Here is a 19,093-nt window from a genome sequence, read left to right as displayed (position 1 = left end):
CGGAGTCCGGGTCAGCCCGGGAACTCGGGCAGGGCCTGGGCCGCCTCGGTCTCGGCCTGCTTGCGTGCCTCCGCCTCGGCGGGGTCGACGTCTTCGATGGTCAGGAGGCCCTGGTTGATCTCGCGCATCGCGATCGACAGCGGCTTCTCCTGGTTGCGGGTCTCCACGAGGGGCCCGACGTTCTCCAGCAGGCCCTCGTTGAGCTGGGAGTAGTAGGCGTTGATCTGCCGGGCGCGCATGGACGCGTACAGGACCAGGCCGTACTTCGACTCGGTGTGAGCGAGCAGCTCGTCGATCGGCGGGTCGGTGATGCCCTCGGGCTGTGCGACGGATCCAGCCATGATGCAGCTCCAGAAAGGTTGGGGGTCGTGGGAAAAGTCCGCCGGTCAGTCTACCTGTCCGCGCGGTGGTCCGGTGATTGCGGGCGGGCCGCTACCGGTGCCCGCCCGCGGGATCGGCGGCGCCGACGCGGGGACGCGCGGCGCGGGCGTCCGCCGCCGCGGCGACGTCCGGCCGGGGACAGTGCTCCATGACGGACATGAGCTCGTCCGTGGCGCGGTGCACCTCGTCGTTGACGATGGTGACGTCGAACTCGCGCTCGGCGGCGAGCTCGACGCGTGCGGTGCGCAGGCGGCGCATCCGTTCCTCGGCGCTCTCGGTGCCTCGCCCGACGAGCCGTCGTTCGAGCTCTTCGAAGCTCGGCGGGGCGAGGAACACGAAGCATGCGTCGAGGCCGTCCATCTGCTGGACGGCCTCGCGCACCTGCCGCGCGCCCTGGAGGTCGATCTCCAGGAGCACGGGCACACCGGACCTCAGCTTGTCCTCGACGGGACCGCGCAGGGTGCCGTACCGGTTCTTGCCGTGCACGACGGCCCATTCGAGCATCTCGCCGGCCGCGGTCAGGCGGTCGAACTCGTCGTGGCTCACGAACCGGTAGTGGACGCCGTCCACCTCACCGGGGCGGGGCGACCGGGTGGTCGCCGACACCGAGAGCCACACCTGCGGGTACCGAGCGCGGACGTCCGCGGAGACGGTGCCCTTGCCGACTGCCGTGGGCCCGGCCAGAACTGTCAGCCGGGCGGGTTCTGTCTCAGAAATCTCAGCCGAACCTCTCGATCAGGGCCGCGGACTGGTGCGGCCCCAGGCCGCGCACGCGGCGCGTCTCGGCGATCCCGATCTCCTCCATGATCGCCTTCGCCTTCACCTTACCCACTCCGGGCATGGACTCCAGCAGGGAGACGACCTTCAGCTTGCCGACGACGTCGTCCTTCTGGCCCTTCTCGATGACCTCCTTGAGGGAGCCCTGCGAGTACTTCAGCTTGTTCTTGATCTCGGCGCGTACACGCCGGGCTTCGGCCGCCTTCTCGAGTGCGGCTGCACGCTGCTCAGGGGTGAGGGGAGGGAGTGCCACGCAAGTCACCTACTCAGGTTGTGGACGGTTGGCCCGTCCGTGGGTCTTTCGAGACTGCTGCCTCGAAAGTAGTCATGACTTCCCTGGTCGGCAATCCAGAACCGCCGCGTGGCGCACATTCACGCAGGCCCTTGGTGGCCACCGAACATCCCATCAAGAGCATTTCGCCGTAAAGGGTATACGGAATGCGCAAAAAGTCCTGGTCGCCGTCCTGTCAACCCTTCGGAGGGTGCCATGGCTGTGATGTCCATCACGTGAGACGTTGCCGGTCAGGCGGGTTCCGCCCGGCCGGTGGCGGCGCTGCCGGCGGCCGGGCTCAGCCGCGCAGGGCCCGGCCGGCCTGCGCGGCGGCGTCGCGGGCTGCCGCGCGCAGCGCGGCGGCATCGGGGCCCGCCCGCAGCACGCCGCGGGACGACGACGCCAGCACCCTGTCCCGGGCGTCGCCGAACGCCGCGGCGAGCTCCCGCTCCCCCGCCCCCTGCGCACCCACCCCGGGCGCCAGCAGCGGGCCGTTCACGGCCACCAGGTCGGTCCCGGTGGACGCGGCGGCGTCTCCCACGGTCGCGCCGACCACGAGGCCGACGGAGCCCATGGGCTCCGCCCCCGCGTTGAGCACGGCCGCGTGCGCGGCCATGGCGGCCGCCACCGACACGGTGCCCGCGTCGGTGGCGATGCGGGCGTGCTGCACCTGAGGCCCCTCCTTGTTGGACGTGAGGCACAGCACGAACAGACCCCGCCCGGTGGCGGCGGCCAGATCGGCCGCCGGGGTGAGAGACCCGAACCCGAGGTACGGGGAGACGGTCAGCGCGTCACCCGCCAGCGGCGCCCCGTCCCGCAGGAACGCGTCGGCGTACGCCGACATCGTGGAGCCGATGTCACCGCGCTTCGCGTCCACGATCGAGAGCGTGCCGGCCGCCTGGGCGGCGGCGAGCGTGTCCTCCAGCGCCGCCAGCCCGGCCGACCCGTGCCGCTCGTAGAACGCGGTCTGCGGCTTGACCGCGGCCACCCGCCCGCCCAGGGCCTCCACGACACGCAGCGAGAACTCCCGCACGCCCGCCGCCGTGTCCGCCAGCCCCCACGCGTCGAGCAGCCGCGCGTGCGGGTCGATCCCGACGCACAGCGGCCCGTGCTCGTCCATGGCGGCGGCCAGCCGCGCCCCGAACGGCACCCTCGCTCCGGCCGGCGGCAGGCTCATACGAGCACCCCCCGCTCCGGCCTGCGACCCGCACCCCCGGACCCGCCCGCGTCCCGGCCCGCCCGGCGCGCCCGGCGCGCGAGCGTCGCCGCGGTGTGCTCCTGGAGGCTGGCGACCGCGAACGGCCCGCCACGGACCGCCTCGATGCCCTGCACGGCCGCGGCGAGCTGGTCCACCGTGGTCACGATGGGCCGGTCGGCCGCCGTGGTCGCCGCACGGATCTCGTACCCGTCCGCGCGAGCACCCTGCCCCGAGGGGGAGTTGACCACGAGATCGACCTGCCCGTCCAGGATGAGGTCCACGATCGTCGGCTCCCCCGCCGGCCCCCGGCCGGCCGAGTACTTGCGCACCACCTGCGTCTCGATGCCGTTGCGCCGCAGCACGGTCGCCGTGCCCGCCGTGGCCAGCACCGTGAACCCGATCTCCGCCAGCCGCTTCACCGGGAACACCACGTGCCGCTTGTCCCGGTCCGCCACCGACACGAACACCGTGCCCGACGTCGGCAGCCCCCCGTAGGCAGCCGCCTGCGACTTCGCGAACGCGTGCGGGAAGTCCTTGTCGAAGCCCATCACCTCACCCGTGGACCGCATCTCCGGCCCCAGCACTGTGTCCACCACGACACCGTCACCGGTACGGAACCGCTTGAACGGCAGCACCGCCTCCTTCACCGCCAGCGGCGCCTCCAGGTCCAGCGTGCCACCGTCGCCCTCGGCCGGCAGCAGCCCCTCGGCACGCAGGCCCGCGATCGTCTCACCGACCATCACCAGCGCCGCCGCCTTCGCCAGCGGCGTCCCCGTCGCCTTGGACACGAACGGCACCGTGCGCGACGCACGCGGGTTCGCCTCCAGCACGTACAGCACGTCCGACACCAGCGCGTACTGCACGTTCAGCAGCCCCCGCACCCCCACGCCCCGCGCGATGGCCTCCGTGGACCGCCGGATCCGCTCGATCTCCGCCTCCGACAGCGACACCGGCGGCAGCACGCACGCCGAGTCCCCCGAATGGATGCCCGCCTCCTCGATGTGCTCCATCACCCCGCCGAGGAACAGCTCCTCGCCGTCGTACAGCGCATCGACGTCGATCTCCATCGCGTCGTCCAGGAACCGGTCGATCAGCAACGGCGCGGGCAACGTGCCCGGCGCGCCCGTGTGACCCGCGGCAGCCGCCTCCAGGGCCCGCACCACGTACTCGGTCAGCTGCTCACCGGAGTACACGATCTCCATGCCACGCCCGCCCAGCACGTACGACGGACGCACCAGCACCGGATACCCGATCCGTTCGGCCACCTCCGTCGCCTGCCCCAGCGTGCGCGCCGTACCGAACGCCGGCGCCGGCAGCCCCGCATCCCCCAGCACCTGCCCGAACACGCCACGGTCCTCCGCCGCGTCGATCGCCTCCGGCGACGTCCCCAGGATCGGCAGCCCCGCATCCGCCAGCCGCTGCGCCAGCCCCAGCGGCGTCTGCCCGCCCAGCTGCACGATCACGCCCTTGACCGGCCCCGCAGCAGCCTCCGCCTGATACACCTCCAGCACGTCCTCGAACGTCAGCGGCTCGAAGTACAACCGGTCCGACGTGTCGTAGTCCGTCGACACCGTCTCCGGGTTGCAGTTCACCATCACCGTCTCGTACCGGTCCGCCAGCGCCAGGGTCGCGTGCACGCACGAGTAGTCGAACTCGATCCCCTGCCCGATCCGGTTCGGCCCCGACCCCAGGATGATCACCGCCTCCCGCTCCCGCGGCGCCACCTCCGACTCCTGGTCGTACGACGAGTAGTGGTACGGCGTGGTCGCCGCGAACTCCGCCGCGCACGTGTCCACCGTCTTGTACACCGGCCGCACCCCCAGCGCGTGCCGCACCTCCCGCACCGTCGCCTCACCCGACGGACCCATCCCCCGCAACCGCGCGATCTGCGCGTCCGACAACCCGTGCCGCTTCGCCTCCCGCACCACGTCCGCGGTCAGGGTGGCGCTCGCGGCGACGGCGTCGGCCTGCTCGTTGACGAGCAGGATCTGGTCGAGGAACCAGGGGTCGATGCCGGTGGCGTCGTACACCTGCGCGAGCACGTCCTCGGCGACGGCGCCCGGCCGGGTGGCGGTGCGCAGCACCTGCTGCACCTGCACGAGCCGCCCCTCGGTGGGCCGCTCGATCTGCCTCAGGAGGGTCGCGAGCTCGTCGCCCGACGGCGGCGCGCCGTCCCAGTGGAACGTGACGCCGCTCTTGTCGATGCTGCGCAGCGCCTTGCCGAGCGCCTCGCTGAAGTTGCGGCCCAGTGCCATCGCCTCGCCCACCGACTTCATGGTGGTGGTCAGCGTGTCGTCGGCCGCGGGGAACTTCTCGAACGCGAACCGGGGCACCTTCACCACGACGTAGTCGAGCGTGGGCTCGAACGACGCCGGAGTGACGCGGGTGATGTCGTTCGGGATCTCGTCCAGCGTGTAGCCGACGGCGAGCTTCGCCGCGATCTTCGCGATCGGGAACCCGGTGGCCTTGGACGCCAGCGCCGAGGACCGCGACACGCGCGGGTTCATCTCGATGACGATGACGCGCCCGGTGGCCGGGTCGACGGCGTACTGGATGTTGCAGCCGCCCGTGTCCACCCCGACCTCACGGATCACCGCGATGCCGATGTCCCGCAGGTTCTGGTACTCGCGGTCCGTGAGCGTCATCGCGGGCGCGACCGTCACCGAGTCCCCGGTGTGCACGCCCACGGCGTCGACGTTCTCGATCGAGCAGACGACCACGACGTTGTCGTCCTTGTCCCGCATCAGCTCCAGCTCGTACTCCTTCCACCCCAGGATGGACTCCTCCAGGAGCACCTCCGTGGTGGGCGAGTAGTGCAGGCCCTGCCCGACGATGCGGCGCAGGTCCCTCTCGTCGTACGCGAGGCCCGACCCGAGGCCGCCCATGGTGAACGACGGGCGCACCACCATCGGGTAGCCGAGCACGTCCGCGGCCACGAGCGCCTCCTCGACCGTGTGCACGATCTCGCTGCGCGCCGACTCGCCGCCGCACACCTCCACGACCTGCTTGAACTGCTCCCGGTCCTCACCCTTCTGGATCGCCTCGATGTTCGCGCCGATCAGCTCGACGCCGTACTCCTCCAGCACGCCGGCCTCGTGCAGCCCGATCGCGGCGTTCAGCGCCGTCTGACCACCGAGGGTCGGCAGCAGCGCGTCCGGCCGCTCCTTCGCGATGATCGACGTCAGCACCTCGGTCGTGATCGGCTCCACGTACGTGGCGTCCGCGAACTCCGGGTCCGTCATGATCGTGGCCGGGTTCGAGTTCACCAGGACGACCCGCAGGCCCTCCTCCTTCAGCACCCGGCACGCCTGGGTGCCCGAGTAGTCGAACTCGCACGCCTGCCCGATCACGATCGGGCCGGACCCGATCACCAGGACCGAGGAGATGTCGTTCCGGCGGGCCATCAGTCAGTCTCCTCGGAGTCGTGCTCGGCGAGCCGGACCGGACGGTCCGCCTCGGGGATCTCTGGCGGCCAGGCCGCCGGGTCCGTCATCAGGCCGACGAACCGGTCGAACAGGTACGCGGCGTCGTGCGGGCCGGCCGCCGCCTCGGGGTGGTACTGCACGGAGAACGCCGGCAGGTCCAGGCACGTCAGCCCCTCGACCACCTGGTCGTTCAGCCCGACGTGGGAGACGACGACGCGGCCGTACCGGCCGCCGTCGTGCGGCGCGGGCGACACCACCGGGGCGCCCGACGCGTCCGAGACCGGCGCGTCCACCGCGAACCCGTGGTTGTGCGCCGTGACCTCCACCTTGCCCGTCGTGCGGTCCTGCACCGGCTGGTTGATGCCCCGGTGCCCGTACCCCAGCTTGTACGTCCCGTACCCCAGCGCCCGCCCCAGGATCTGGTTCCCGAAGCAGATCCCGAAGAACGGCACCCGCCGGTCCAGCACCGCGCGCAGCAGCCCGGTCTCGTGCCCGGCGGACTCCGGGTCCCCCGGACCGTTCGAGAAGAACACCCCGCTCGGCGAACCGTCCGCCGGCAGGTACCCCAGCAGCTCGTCGGCCGACGACGCCTGCGGCACCACCACGACCCGCACCCCGCGCTCCGCCAGCCTGACCGGCGTCATCGCCTTGATCCCCAGGTCCAGCGCGACCACCGTCGCCACCGGCGCCCGCCCGGCGAACTCGCCCGACGGCTCGACCGTGTACGGCTCGGTGGTGGACACCTCTGGCGCCAGATGCGCGCCCACCATCTGCGGCGACGCCTTCACCTGCGCCACCAGGTCCGACGCCGGGCGCTCGCGGGCCTCGCCCGACGGCCCCGTCTCGTACAGGGCGTCGCCGGAGAAGATCCCGGCGCGCATGACGCCCTCCTCGCGCAGCCGCCGGGTCAGCGCCCGCGTGTCGAGGCCGCTGACCCCGACCACGCCCTGCCCGGCGAGCTCCTCGTCCAGGGACCGCCGCGCCCGCCAGCTCGAGACGCGGCGCGCAGGGTCCCGCACCACGTAGCCCGAGACCCAGATGCGTCCCGACTCGGGGTCGTCGTCGTTCACGCCCGTGTTGCCCACGTGCGGGGCCGTCATCACGACGATCTGCTGGTGGTACGACGGGTCCGTCAGCGTCTCCTGGTATCCGGTCATCCCGGTCGAGAAGACGAGCTCGCCGAACGTCGCACCGGTGGCGCCGTACGCACGGCCCGTGAAGGTGCTGCCGTCCTCCAGGACGAGCGCGGCACGCGACTGGTCGCGCATGGAATCAGGTGTGGTCGTCATCGGGCGTTCCCCTGGTCGTGCGAAGTGGTCGAGTCGGAGGTCGTGGAGTCGGAGGAAGCGGGGTCGGAGACGGTGGGTTCCCGGGTGCCGGACCGGCCGGTCGCGACCAGGTGCCGGACGGCGTCCACGAGCGCGCCGCGTTCCGTCGCGTGCCGGGTACGCAGCCCCGTGTCGAGCAGGACAGGGCCCGCATCCGGTGTCGAGCCCGCTTCCGCGCCGTCGTCGGACACCGCCCACGACACCACGACCAGACCGTCCGGACCCACGTACTTCCCGGCCATCCCCGGCGCGAGCTGCGCCGAACGGATCGACGCCAGCGGGATCCACAGGTCCCGGGTCCCGTCCCGCTCCACGAAGACCCCCGAGTCCAGCACGCTCACCCGCGCCAGCGCCCGGTCACCCAGCTGGTGCGCCCCCACCCGCGCCAGCCAGTCACCGTGCAGCGTGCTCGACACGTAGGTCGCCTCGACCGGCCCGAACACTGGCTCCGGCCCCGTCGCCAGCGCACCGGTGAGCGACGCCGACACCTCCGCCGGAACCTTCGGCGGCGCCGGGACCAGCGTCCTCGTGCGCGACGCGAGCCGTCTGCGCCCCGTCAGCACCAGATACAGCAGCACCAGACCGATCACGACCCAGATCGCGACCGCCAGTGGCATCGGCATGTTCACGCCCGCGCCCCTTCCGTCTCGCTCGCCCGGCCGGCCAGGCCCTCCAGGCCCGGACCCTCGGCCACCGGCACACCGTCCAGCACCGTCGCCCGCCCCCGCAGGAACGTCGCCACCACGGCACCCGGCAGCTCCATCCCCTCCAGCGGAGTGTTCGGGGACGCCGTCACCTGCGAAGCGCCCGCCACCAGCCGCGACGCGGCAGGATCCACCAGCGTCACGTTCGCCGGCTCCCCCACCTCCAGCGGCCGCCCCTGCGCCCACGGACCCGCGTCCACCCGCCCGATCCGCGCCGGCGCCTGCGACAGCACCCGCGCCACGTCCCCCCACGACATCCTGCCCGAGTCCACCATCGTCGACTGCACCACCGACAGCGCCGTCTCCAGCCCCGTCATCCCGAACGCCGCCGCAGCCCACTCACAGTCCTTGTCCTCCACCGGGTGCGGCGCATGATCGGTCGCCACGATGTCGATCGTGCCGTCCGCCAGCCCCTCACGCACCGCCTCCACGTCAGCCTCCGTCCGCAACGGCGGATTCACCTTGAACCGCGCATCGTACGAGCGCGCCCGCTCGTCCGTCAGCAGCAGGTGGTGCGGCGTCACCTCCGCCGTCACGTCCACCCCCCGCGACTTGGCCCACCGCACGATCTCCACGCTGCGCGCCGTCGACAGATGACACACGTGCAACCGCGACCCCACGTGCTCCGCCAGCAGCACGTCCCGCGCGATGATCGACTCCTCGGCCACCGCAGGCCACCCCGCCAGCCCGATCTGCGCCGACACCACACCCTCGTTCATCTGCGCGCCCTCGGTCAGCCGCGGCTCCTGCGCATGCTGCGCCACCACGCCGTCGAAAGCCTTCACGTACTCCAGCGCCCGCCGCATCAGCACCGGATCGTGGACGCACTTCCCGTCGTCGGAGAACACCCGCACCCCCGCCGCCGAGTCCGCCATCGCACCCAGCTCCGCGAGGCGCTCGCCGTGCAGACCCACGGTCACCGCACCCACGGGCCGCACGTCCACCCAGCCCGCGTCCCGCCCGAGCCGCCACACCTGCTCCACGACCCCCGCCGTGTCCTGGGTGGGAGTCGTGTTCGCCATCGCGAACACCGCGGTGAAACCACCCGCGGCAGCCGCCCGCGTGCCCGACCGCACCGTCTCGGCATCTTCCCGGCCCGGCTCCCGCAGATGCGTGTGCAGGTCGACGAGCCCCGGCAGCAGCACGAGACGGCCACCCCCGTCGACCTCGACGACCTCGCCCTCCGCCGACCCGCTACCCGGCGCACCGACGTGCACGATCCGCCCGCCGGACAGCACGACGTCCGCCGGCTCGTCCCCGAGCGGGCGCACCCCCCGCAGGATGTACGTGGTGGTCACAGGCTGCTCCTCTCGTCGTGGGCGGTCATGGTGCGGGCAGAGCCGGGGCTGCTGTCACGACCGGTCCTCTCACTGCCCGCCAGCAGCAGGTACAGAGCCGCCATCCGCACCGCGACACCGTTCGCCACCTGCTCCACGATCACGGACCGCGGATGGTCGGCAGCCGCGGCACTGATCTCCAGACCACGGTTCATCGGACCCGGATGCATGATCAGCGCATGCTCCGGAAGCATCGCCAGCCGCTGCGAACCCAGCCCGAACTTCCGGCTGTACTCCTGCACGCTCGGGAAGAACGCACCCCCCGCACCGCCGCTCATCCGCTCCCGCTGCACACGGAGCATCATCACCGCGTCGGGCGCCGTCCGCGCGAGCGTCTCATCGAGGTGGTAAGACACCTGGCACGGCCACGTCTCCACCCCGACCGGCAGCAGCGTCGGCGGCGCGACCAACGTCACCTCAGCACCCAGCGTGTGCAACAGATGCACGTTCGAACGCGCCACCCGCGAGTGCAGCACATCCCCCACGATCGCCACCCGCAGACCGGCCAGGTCCTTCCCCTCGGTCCCGACGTCCGACCCCCCACCGACCAGGTGCCGCCGGATCGTGAACGCGTCCAGCAGCGCCTGCGTGGGATGCTGGTGCATACCGTCCCCGGCATTCAGCACCGCCGCATCGAGCCAGCCCGCGTGCGCCAGCATGTGCGGCGCACCCGACGCCGGATGCCGCACCACCACCGCGTCCGCACCCATCGCGTGCAACGTCAGCGCCGTGTCCTTGAGGGACTCCCCCTTCGACACGCTCGACCCCTTCGCCGAGAAGTTGATCACGTCCGCCGACAACCGCTTCGCCGCCGTCTCGAACGAGATCCGCGTCCGCGTCGAGTCCTCGTAGAACAGGTTCACCACGGTGCGCCCACGAAGCGTGGGCAGCTTCTTCATCTCACGCGACTGCGTCGCCGCCATCTGCGCGGCCGTGTCCAGCAACAGGACCGCATCGTCCTTCACCAGGTCCGCCGTGGACAGAAGATGCCTCATCGCACACCCTCCCCGCCACCGTCCGGCACGACGCCAGCACCCGAGCCGTCAGCCGACGCCGCGGCCCCACCCGACGAGGGGCGCTCGCTGATCGTCACCGAGTCCTCGCCGTCCGTCTCCGTCAGGCGCACGCTCACGCGCTCCGACCGGGACGTGGGCAGGTTCTTGCCCACGAAGTCGGCCCGGATCGGCAGCTCGCGGTGCCCGCGGTCCACGAGGGCGGCGAGCTGCACGGCACGCGGACGCCCGACGTCGTTCAGCGCGTCGAGAGCGGCGCGGATGGTGCGCCCGGAGAACAGCACGTCGTCGACCAGCACCACGGTGCGGCCGTCCACGGTGCCCGGGATGAGCGTCGCGCCGACGGCGCGAGTGGGGTGGTGGCGCAGGTCGTCGCGGTACATGGTGACGTCGAGCTCGCCCACGGCTCCGGCGTCGTACGTGGGCTCGACCGCCGCGAGGCGCTCGGCGAGGCGGCGGGCCAGCGGCACGCCGCGCGTCGGGATACCGAGGAGGACGACGTCGGCCGCCCCCTTGTTGCGCTCGGTGATCTCGTGCGCGATACGCGTCAGTGCGCGGGCGATGTCGGGGGCTTCGAGAACGGTGGTGCCCGGGTTTTCGGGCACGGCGGCGCGAGGTGTCATCCGCACGGCCTCCTTCCCCGCCTCACGGGACGGGCTTAAAGGGAGTCTGGCATCGTCACCATATCCCGCCACACGGACGCGAGAACGCCGCCCGCCGTGATGCGGCGAGCGGCGTTCCTCACACTCCTGTGCGTGCTGCGCGGCCCCGGCACACCGCCCTACGACGACGGCGCGCTGGTGGGCTCAGGCGAGCAGGCTCGGCTTCATGTCCTTGATCCGTCCGAGCAGGCCGTTCACGAACGCGGGCGACTCGTCGGTGGACAGGCTGGCGACGAGCTCGACGGCCTCGTCCACGGCCACGGCGTCCGGCACGTCGTCGTTGAACAGCACCTCCCACACGCCGATCCGCAGCAGTGCGCGGTCGACGGCGGGCATCCGCTCCAGCGTCCAGCCGTGCGAGTACGTCTCGAGCACCTCGTCGATCCGGTCGAGGTGGTCCATCACGCCCTCGACGATCTCGACGGTGTACTGCGGCACGGGAGCCTCGGTGTGCGGGGTGACGATGCGGTCCGCGACCAGCTTCACGGGGTCGATGTCCCGCTGCTCGGCCTCGAAGAGGATGTCGGCGGCGCGCTTGCGCGCCTTGGTCCGGGCACCCATCAGTCGTTGACGCGTCCCAGGTAGTCGCGGGTGCGGGTGTCGACCTTGACCTTCGTGCCCTGCTCCAGGAACAGCGGGACCTGGATCTCGGCGCCGGTCTGCAGCGTGGCGGGCTTCGTGCCGCCGGTGGAGCGGTCGCCCTGCAGGCCCGGCTCCGTGTAGGTGATCTCCATGACCACCGACTGCGGCAGCTCGAGGTACAGCGGCTGGCCCTCGTTCGTGGCGACCATGACCTGCATGCCCTCGAGCATGAAGTCCTTCGCGTCGCCGATCGTCGCGGGGGTGATCATGATCTGGTCGTACGTGTCGTTGTCCATGAACACGTAGTCCGTACCGTCCATGTACAGGTACTGGTAGTCGCGACGATCCACGTTGGCGGTCTCGACCTTGGTACCCGCGTTGAACGTCTTGTCGACGACCTTGCCGGACAGCACGTTCTTCATCTTGGTACGGACGAACGCGCCACCCTTGCCCGGCTTGACGTGCTGGAACTCGATGATCGTCCAGAGCTGACCGTCGATGCGGAGCACGGTGCCGTTCTTGATGTCGTTCGAGGTTGCCACGTTCGTCTTCCTGTAGTTCGGGTGATGGGCCGGGCACGACGACGGACGACGCGGCCGGGAAGTTCGGGGAGCAGCGCCTCAGTCTAACGGCGACCAGGCAGCGCGCTCACATCGACGTCGGGCGAGCGCGTGACCGGATCTTGCCGACCGTCTGACCGCACCGTCGGGCTCAGGGCCCTGGCTCCCTTGCCCACGGGGCTCAGCCAAGCGGCCCCAGGACGACGGCGATCACACCGGCGCCGACAAATCCGCAGGCCGAGGCCCAGAGGAGCGAAGCCAGGGTGCCGATCACGAACCGCTCGGACGCGAGAGGTTGTGCGCGGAGCTCCGCATATCGCCCGAGGCCCTTGATCGCGATGACCAGCGCGATACCCGTCGGGTAGCCAAGGAGGAGCGTCCCTGTGATGGCGAGCCGTTCGAGGAGCCCCATCCAGGCACCACCGCGCAGGACACTGATCGCGGTCGGATCCATCGTCCCGGTCGCCGCAGACCGCTTCGAGGCTTCCTTGCGGTCGCCGAGCGGTACCGACTGGGCGATGAGGATGGGATCGTGCTTCGACCACGGCAGGTCGCCCTTCGAAGCCTGGCGCAGCACCAGGTTGACCACCCAGGACCCGACGACGGTGCTCAGCCCGAGGACCACCAACCAGACCCCTGCCACCGCGAACCACTGCCAGAGCGCCATCCCGGCCGCTGTCTCCCAGGTCACCCGTCGCCTTCCGTCGCATCTTCGTCGAGTACCGTCAGCAGGCGCACCACGACCGGCAGCACAGCCTGTTCCTCGTGCCACAGCGCGGTGCGTACCCGCTGGCTCACCGCCTGCTCACTGATGCCCAGCACCGCCGCCGCATCCTTCTGTGCGGCGGGCTTGCCCTCTGCCAGCAGCGACGCGAGCGTATCGGTGACCTCCCACCCGGCGGAAGTCCTCTTCGAGCGGATCGCGCCGAGAAGCCTCAGCAGCGCTTCCACCTCGCCGGCAGAAGCCCCCTTGCCGTCGACCGCGACGGAGCTTCCCTTCGGCCGGGCCTTGGCGCCCTCGACGGCAGCACGAGCTCGCACGAACGCGTCACCGGAAGCCTCACGCGACTCGACGGGCAGCGGCTCGTCGACGGCGCCCACCCCGATACCGACGCTCCAGCCCTGATCGCGCAGCAGTGCGAGCGCGACGTCGACTACCAGCGCGGCGTCGTCCAGAACCCCCTGGATCTCGTCCCCGACCGTGCGTGCGAAATCGAGCACAACCCCATTGCGACCTCGGACGACCTGCGCGACGAGCGGCAGCACCCGGGGCACGCGGTCACCGTCTCGCGTGCTCCCCCGTTGATCCACCGTCAGGACGTACACACGTCCAGTGTCTCACCTGTACTGTTGCCGATACGCAACAGAGCCTGGAGTTTGCCAGATCAAGGCTGGGAACTAGATCGGAGACGAATGCTCCCCGGCGAGAGACTACGCCGTCGCACCAGACTGCGGAACGTCGACGATGACGACCGAACCGACGAACCATCCGTCGATGTCGAAGCGATCATGCTGCAGGAGGCTCGCGACGAAGTAGTGTCCGCCGACCAGAAGGCCTCCGTGATTCTCGCGGTTCTCGGTATCGGGCTGGGCGTCGTCCTCTCGGGCCTGGTCGAAGGGACGTGGCGTCCGTCCGACCTTCCGCTCTGGGCCCGGTGCACCTGGTGGGCCGGCATGGGAGCCGGAGCAATCGCCGCCTACTTCGCCGGATCTGCCGTCTGGCCGCGCTATCGCCAGTCCGACGTGACGGACGGGATCAGGTACTGGGGTCACGTAGCGCAGTTCGACACGCTTCCCGAGATCGAGGCCGCGCTGGACCGGTCGGCCGTCCCGCTCCAGGAACGTACCCGCCATCAGCTCTGGCGTCTGTCTCACGTCGTGGTGCGTAAGTTCCTGAACGTCCGTCGGGCGATGGCGTCCGCCGCCACGGCAGGGATCTTCGTGAGCGCTGCGAGCCTGCTCGGGTGACGCGGAGCCGCACCGCTCAGGCGACGCGTGACGCCACCGCCTCCAGGGCGAGCCGGTAGCCCTGGAAGCCGAAGCCCGCGATCGTACCCGTGGCGACGGCGGCGACCACCGAGAGGTGACGGAACGACTCCCGGGTCGCCGGGTTCGACAGGTGGACCTCCACCAGGGTGAGACCGGCGTCGGTGATCTGGGCCGCGGCGTCGCGCATGCCATAGCTGTAGTGCGTGAACGCCGCCGGGTTGAGGACGACGTGGGAGCGGGTGTCGACGGCCTCGTGCAGCCACCCGATGATCGTCGCCTCGTCGTCGGTCTGGCGCACCTCGACGTCGAGGTCCAGGGCGTCGCCCCACTCCCTCGCCGCCTTCTCGAGGTCTGCCAGCGTGGCGTGTCCGTAGATCTCCGGCTCCCGCACGCCGAGCCGGCCGAGGTTGGGTCCGTTGAGGATGAGCGCTCGCGTCATGGATTCGAGGGTAGGTGACGTCCCAGGGTAGCGCGGTGTTTCCCTCTGCTTGGCACACTTTTATTCAGGGCGGATGGCGCGAGCGCGCACGGCATCGCCGGGCTGGGGCTCAGCGGCCACCTGGCCGAGGAGAAGTGGGGCGTCGACGGCGAGCAGCTCGTGCGGATGCTGGGCGCCGCGGTCCGGCCGCGGGCGGCGACCAGACGCTCCGCGGCGACGCCGTCCGCGACAATACCCGTGTGACCTATTCCGTGATGACAGTCTGCACCGGGAACATCTGCCGCTCCCCCATGGCCGAGGTCGTGCTCCGCCACCGGCTCGCGGCCGCAGGGCTCGACGCCGTCGTCGACTCGACCGGCGTGAGCGACGAGGAGCACGGCAACACGATCGACCCGCGGGCCGCCGCGGCGCTCGCCCGGCGCGGCCACCCGGCCGGCGACGGGCACGTCGCGCGGCAGGTCACCCGCGACGACGTCGGCTCCCGCGACCTGGTCCTCGCCATGACGAGCCAGCACGCACGCCGCCTGCGCGCCCTCGACTCCGGCGCCGAGGTGCGCCTCTACCGCTCCTTCGACCCCGCCGCGGCCGGCCTGGCCAACCGGCTGCTCGACATCGCCGACCCCTGGTACGGCGGCCCGGCCGACTTCGAGGAGTGCCTCGACCAGATCGAGGCCGCAGCCGACGGCGTCGTCTCGCACGTCGCGGCGCACCTGGCGCGCCGCGCGGCGGAGCGCGGCCAGGGGTGATACCTCCGCCAGGTCGTCACACCCCGCCAGGCACACTTTTTCGGCCGGATGCCGCCACGGACGTCCCGGCCTCGTCGGCAGGGTGCCCGGGCCGGCACCGCGGTCCGGGCGGGCGGTCCGTCGCACGGGGCTGGACCACGGACGGGCGCTCCCGCGGCGGACGTCCGGCGCGGCGCCTCCCGTTCCCGTCGCCGCGCCGGCCCTTGCCGTTCCCGTTGTTGCCGTTGTTCCCGTTCCCGTTGTTGCCGTTGCCGTTCCCGCCGCTGTTGTTGTTCCCGCTGCCCGCGTTCTCGTTCGCGTTCTCGTTCGCGTTGCTGCCGGAGTCCGTCTGGTCGTCCGTCTCGTCGTCCGGGTCCTCGGCGTCATCGCCGGTGCTCTCGTCCGTCTCGTCGTCGTCCGCCGGGTCGTCCGCCGCACCGTCGTCCGCGGTGGAACCGTCCTCCTCGTCGGCGGTGCCCGTCCCTCCGACGGAGACGTCGTCCTCGCCGACCGTGCCCTCCTCCCCGCCCGTCCGGTCGTCGTCCGCGGGGTGCGACGTCGTCGGGTCGGTCGGGAACGCCGTCAGAGACGTCGACGAGGGCGAGGGCGGGGTCAGGCCCGACGCCTTGATGTTCTCCCCGAGGGCGCCGTCCCCGTCGAACGGCGTGACGCACGACGCCGTCCCCGGCGAGGTGGACGTCACCACCGTCTCGACGTCGACCGAGATGCTGCAGCTCACGTCCCCCTCGGCGCCGCTGCCGGTCGCGCCGACCGCGAGCACGCTCTCGTCGATGGGGATCTTGCCGCGCCACGGCGTCTCCACGAGGAAGCCCTCCTCGTTGCCGACCCGCGTCGTGTCCACGCTCTGCGGGCCGCCGTCGTCGGACGCCCCGGACGGCGGCTCCCCCGTGATCACCGTCGCCGCGTACCCGACGAGCACCTGCTCGCCCGGATCCTCGCTGGTGATCACGATCTCGACGAAGTGGGCGGGCGACGGGTCCCCGTCCAGCGGCTCGCCCTCCATGGTGTACCAGCCGTCCGCCACGAAGGGCGTGCCCGCCGGATGGGCGAGGCGGTCGTACAGCATCCACGCGCCCACCGGGAGCAGGATGCCGGCGAGCGCCGCCGCGACGACCTTGAGCGGCCCGTGCCGCACCGGCACCGACGTCGTGCCCGACGCCGTGCGGGACGACGTGACCGGCGACGGCGCCGTCGCGTCGTCGGTCAGCGGCCGCATCGGTACCGTCGGCTCGGCGTCGACCTGGGCCTCCAGGGAGCGGACCGCCTTCGCCCGTGCCGCGATCATGGTGTTCAGCGCCGGGGTGGTCTGCCAGGTCACGGGCCGCGACGTGCGGCTGGTGATCCGCGCGACGATCTCCTGCGGCGTGGGCCGCGCGGACGGCTCCTTCGCGAGGCAGTCCTTGACCAGCACGAGCAGCTCGGACGGGACGCCGTCCAGGTCGGGCTCGGTGTGCACCACGCGGTACGCGACGGACTCCGCGTGCCCGGTGCCGAACGGGGCGACGCCGGTCGCGGCGTAGACCAGGAGGCAGCCGAAGGAGAAGACGTCGGACGCCGGGCCCGCCTCGAAGCCGCGCACCTGCTCGGGCGACATGTACGACGCCGTGCCCAGCACCTGGCTGACGGACGTGATCGCGGTGGCCTCCAGCGCCCGGGCGATACCGAAGTCGATGATGCGCGCGCCGCCGCTGGTCAGCAGCACGTTGCCCGGCTTCAGGTCGCGGTGCACGAGACCGGCCGCGTGGATCGTGGTGAGCCCTTCGGCCAGCCCGAGGCCCAGCGCCCGCAGCGTGCCGACGTCCAGCGGGCCGCCCTCGTTGATGGCCTCACGCAGCGACGGCCCCAGCACGAACGCCGTCGCCATCCAGGGCAGACGGCCGTGCGGGTCGGCGTAGACCAGCTCGGCGGTGTGGCTGCCGTCCACCCGGCGCGCGGCGTCGACCTCGCGCGCGAACCGCTCACGGAACTCCTGCTCGCCGGTCAGGTCGAGGCGGACCACCTTGACGGCGACCGTCTCCCCGTCCGGGGTCCGGCCCAGGTACACCGTGCCCATGCCGCCCGAGCCGAGTACGCCGAGCAGCCGGTACGGCCCGAGGTGCCGGGGATCGTCCGGACGCAGCGACGTGAACGTCGCGGCTCCGGGCGCGTCCGGGCTCGCTGCGGTCGACACGCTGTGATTCCCCCTCACATGCGGATCTCGGCGGCGGCCGCCGGCGGTTGCTACGGCACGTGCTACGGCTCTCTTCCGGTCTTTCCTGCGGCTCTCAGCAGGCAGGACGCCCGCTCGACCGGGGCTGATGCTACTGGTGCGCGGCGTGCCCGGTGAAATCCGACGGGGCCTTGACGAAGAGCATGAGGATCAGCCCGGCGAGCACGACCGCCACGATTCCGAGGGTCCCCCAGATCGTGGCTCCTGTCAGCCCGATCATGACGGTCCACAGCCCGGGGGCCATGAAGGACGCCGCCCGCCCCGTGGTGGCGTACAGGCCGAAGATCTCCGACTCCTTGCCCGCCGGCGTCACGCGCGCCAGGAAGGAGCGCGACGCGGCCTGCGCCGGGCCCACGCAGGCCGACAGGACCATCCCACCGATCCAGTACACGATCGGGCCGCCGTCGCGCGCGAGGACGACGAACAGGCCCGCACCGACGATGACGCCCAGCGCCCAGAGGATCACCAGGCGCGGGCCGAACCGGTCGTCGGCGCGGCCGGCGAGCATCGTGCTCACGCCCGCCACCAGGTTCGCGGCGATCCCGAACACGATCACCTCCTGGCTGCTGAACCCGAAGCTCACCTTCCCGATGATGGCCCCGAACGCGAAGACGCCCGCCAGCCCGTCCCGGTAGACGGCGCTGGCCAGCAGGAACCAGAACGTCGGCCGGGACGTGCGCCAGAGTCCTCCCACGTCCCGGAACAGCACCATGTAGCTGCCCAGGAACCCGACCCGCGGCCGGTCCGGGCGTGCCGGGGGCTCGGGCACGTACACGAAGAGCTGCCACACGAACGCGAGCGCCCAGACGGCCGACCCGAGGGCGATGAGGCGGAACGGCAGGCCGTTGTCGGTGGGCAGCCCCCACCAGTCGAGGCTGTCGGCGACGACGACGAGGACCAGGGCGAGGATGCCGCCGACGTAGCCGAGGCCCCAGCCGAGGCCGGAGACCTTGCCGACGGTGCGGGGCGTGGAGACGCTGACGATCATGGCGTTGTAGTTGACGCCCGCGATCTCGCCGAAGACGCTGCCGAGCCCGATCAGGAGGGCGCCGAGGACGAAGTAGCGGGGGTCGGCCTCGACGAACCAGAGGGCGGCCGTGCAGGCGACGAGCCCGACGGTGCCGCCGGCGAGCCATGCCTTGCGGCGGCCGGAGGCGTCGGCGCGCTGCCCGAGGACGGGGGCGAGGACGGCGATGAGGACGCCGGCGAGCGTGGTCCAGAGGCCGAGGCCGCTGGTGAGGTCGGCGAGGCCGCGCTCGTAGGCGGGGCTCCCCTGCCCGGCCTGGATGATCTCGGGGGCGAGGAAGGACTCGGTGGTGAGGTAGAGGGCGGTGAAGACGAAGGTGAGGATCACCGTGTTGAAGGGCTGCGTCCCCCAGTCCCACAGGGCCCAGGCCAGGACGCGCTTGCGGGGGATCTCGGTGTCGGCCTGCCGCTCGAGCCCCGTCGTGGGGGCGGCGTTCTCGCTCATG

At 71.7% G+C, this 19,093-nt stretch carries 19 protein-coding genes; 2 read left to right on the top strand and 17 right to left on the bottom strand.

What is annotated here, in order from left to right; all coding sequences use genetic code 11:
* Window positions 1-11: 11 nt before the first annotated feature.
* From rpoZ to ACYU96_RS10600, 14 genes are all read right to left on the bottom strand, one after another.
* Complete coding sequence (gene rpoZ, locus ACYU96_RS10665) at window positions 12-341, bottom strand: DNA-directed RNA polymerase subunit omega (RefSeq protein WP_460752784.1); 330 nt, start codon at window positions 339-341, stop codon at window positions 12-14.
* Between the two features lie 91 nt (window positions 342-432).
* Entirely contained in the window at window positions 433-1,098 is a 666-nt protein-coding gene (gmk, locus tag ACYU96_RS10660; RefSeq protein WP_460754570.1) for a guanylate kinase, read from the bottom strand.
* Window position 1,099: 1 nt separating this feature from the next.
* Window positions 1,100-1,411 (bottom strand): integration host factor, actinobacterial type, encoded by a 312-nt coding sequence (gene mihF, locus ACYU96_RS10655; protein ID WP_460752781.1) that lies wholly within the window; start codon window positions 1,409-1,411, stop codon window positions 1,100-1,102.
* A 316-nt stretch (window positions 1,412-1,727) separates the two neighbouring features.
* Entirely contained in the window at window positions 1,728-2,606 is an 879-nt protein-coding gene (gene pyrF, locus ACYU96_RS10650) for an orotidine-5'-phosphate decarboxylase (RefSeq protein WP_460752779.1), read from the bottom strand.
* A complete protein-coding gene (carB, locus tag ACYU96_RS10645; protein WP_460752776.1) occupies window positions 2,603-6,031 on the bottom strand; it encodes a carbamoyl-phosphate synthase large subunit in 3,429 nt (1,142 codons plus the stop codon). The genes pyrF and carB overlap by 4 nt, the downstream gene beginning before the upstream one ends.
* Window positions 6,031-7,341, bottom strand: coding sequence for a glutamine-hydrolyzing carbamoyl-phosphate synthase small subunit (carA, locus tag ACYU96_RS10640; protein ID WP_460752772.1), 1,311 nt, complete (start codon window positions 7,339-7,341; stop codon window positions 6,031-6,033). Before carA ends, carB begins: the two co-directional genes overlap by 1 nt.
* The gene (locus tag ACYU96_RS10635) at window positions 7,338-8,003 is read right to left on the bottom strand and encodes a PH-like domain-containing protein (RefSeq protein ID WP_460754567.1); all 666 of its coding nucleotides are present in this window, start codon (window positions 8,001-8,003) and stop codon (window positions 7,338-7,340) included. The genes carA and ACYU96_RS10635 overlap by 4 nt, the downstream gene beginning before the upstream one ends.
* A 2-nt stretch (window positions 8,004-8,005) precedes the next feature.
* Window positions 8,006-9,382, bottom strand: a complete 1,377-nt coding sequence (locus ACYU96_RS10630; RefSeq protein WP_460752769.1) for a dihydroorotase — start codon at window positions 9,380-9,382, stop codon at window positions 8,006-8,008.
* The gene (locus ACYU96_RS10625) at window positions 9,379-10,416 is read right to left on the bottom strand and encodes an aspartate carbamoyltransferase catalytic subunit (RefSeq protein WP_460752767.1); all 1,038 of its coding nucleotides are present in this window, start codon (window positions 10,414-10,416) and stop codon (window positions 9,379-9,381) included. The genes ACYU96_RS10630 and ACYU96_RS10625 overlap by 4 nt, the downstream gene beginning before the upstream one ends.
* Window positions 10,413-11,057, bottom strand: coding sequence for a bifunctional pyr operon transcriptional regulator/uracil phosphoribosyltransferase PyrR (gene pyrR / locus ACYU96_RS10620; RefSeq protein WP_460752764.1), 645 nt, complete (start codon window positions 11,055-11,057; stop codon window positions 10,413-10,415). Before pyrR ends, ACYU96_RS10625 begins: the two co-directional genes overlap by 4 nt.
* 183 nt (window positions 11,058-11,240) lie before the next feature.
* Window positions 11,241-11,657 carry a transcription antitermination factor NusB gene (nusB, locus tag ACYU96_RS10615; protein ID WP_460752761.1) on the bottom strand — a complete coding sequence of 139 codons (417 nt, stop codon included), beginning with the start codon at window positions 11,655-11,657 and terminating at the stop codon, window positions 11,241-11,243.
* Window positions 11,657-12,220: an elongation factor P gene (gene efp / locus ACYU96_RS10610; RefSeq protein ID WP_460752758.1), complete on the bottom strand. Its 564-nt coding sequence runs from the start codon at window positions 12,218-12,220 to the stop codon at window positions 11,657-11,659. The genes nusB and efp overlap by 1 nt, the downstream gene beginning before the upstream one ends.
* 199 nt (window positions 12,221-12,419) lie before the next feature.
* Complete coding sequence (locus ACYU96_RS10605; RefSeq protein WP_460752755.1) at window positions 12,420-12,929, bottom strand: hypothetical protein; 510 nt, start codon at window positions 12,927-12,929, stop codon at window positions 12,420-12,422.
* Window positions 12,926-13,564: a hypothetical protein gene (locus tag ACYU96_RS10600; protein WP_460752752.1), complete on the bottom strand. Its 639-nt coding sequence runs from the start codon at window positions 13,562-13,564 to the stop codon at window positions 12,926-12,928. Before ACYU96_RS10600 ends, ACYU96_RS10605 begins: the two co-directional genes overlap by 4 nt.
* Before the next feature lie 183 nt (window positions 13,565-13,747).
* Here ACYU96_RS10600 and ACYU96_RS10595 point away from each other — a divergent pair, with 183 nt between their 5' ends.
* The gene (locus ACYU96_RS10595; protein ID WP_460752749.1) at window positions 13,748-14,206 is read left to right on the top strand and encodes a Pycsar system effector family protein; all 459 of its coding nucleotides are present in this window, start codon (window positions 13,748-13,750) and stop codon (window positions 14,204-14,206) included.
* Window positions 14,207-14,222: 16 nt separating this feature from the next.
* On the opposite strand, the gene ACYU96_RS10590 is transcribed toward ACYU96_RS10595, so the two are convergent.
* Complete coding sequence (locus ACYU96_RS10590; RefSeq protein ID WP_460752746.1) at window positions 14,223-14,666, bottom strand: type II 3-dehydroquinate dehydratase; 444 nt, start codon at window positions 14,664-14,666, stop codon at window positions 14,223-14,225.
* Between the two features lie 239 nt (window positions 14,667-14,905).
* On the opposite strand from ACYU96_RS10590, the gene ACYU96_RS10585 reads away from it, so the two are divergent.
* Entirely contained in the window at window positions 14,906-15,412 is a 507-nt protein-coding gene (locus ACYU96_RS10585; RefSeq protein WP_460752743.1) for a low molecular weight protein-tyrosine-phosphatase, read from the top strand.
* A 16-nt stretch (window positions 15,413-15,428) separates the two neighbouring features.
* On the opposite strand, the gene ACYU96_RS10580 is transcribed toward ACYU96_RS10585, so the two are convergent.
* Both ACYU96_RS10580 and ACYU96_RS10575 read right to left on the bottom strand, forming a co-directional pair.
* The gene (locus ACYU96_RS10580) at window positions 15,429-17,582 is read right to left on the bottom strand and encodes a serine/threonine-protein kinase (RefSeq protein WP_460752740.1); all 2,154 of its coding nucleotides are present in this window, start codon (window positions 17,580-17,582) and stop codon (window positions 15,429-15,431) included.
* 130 nt (window positions 17,583-17,712) lie between these two features.
* Window positions 17,713-19,092, bottom strand: a complete 1,380-nt coding sequence (locus ACYU96_RS10575; protein ID WP_460752736.1) for an MFS transporter — start codon at window positions 19,090-19,092, stop codon at window positions 17,713-17,715.
* Window position 19,093: the final 1 nt, after the last annotated feature.

The organism is Myceligenerans cantabricum (assembly GCF_054777735.1).
The sequence above is the reverse complement of the archived record's forward strand: the minus strand, read 5'-3'. Positions and strand labels throughout refer to the sequence as shown.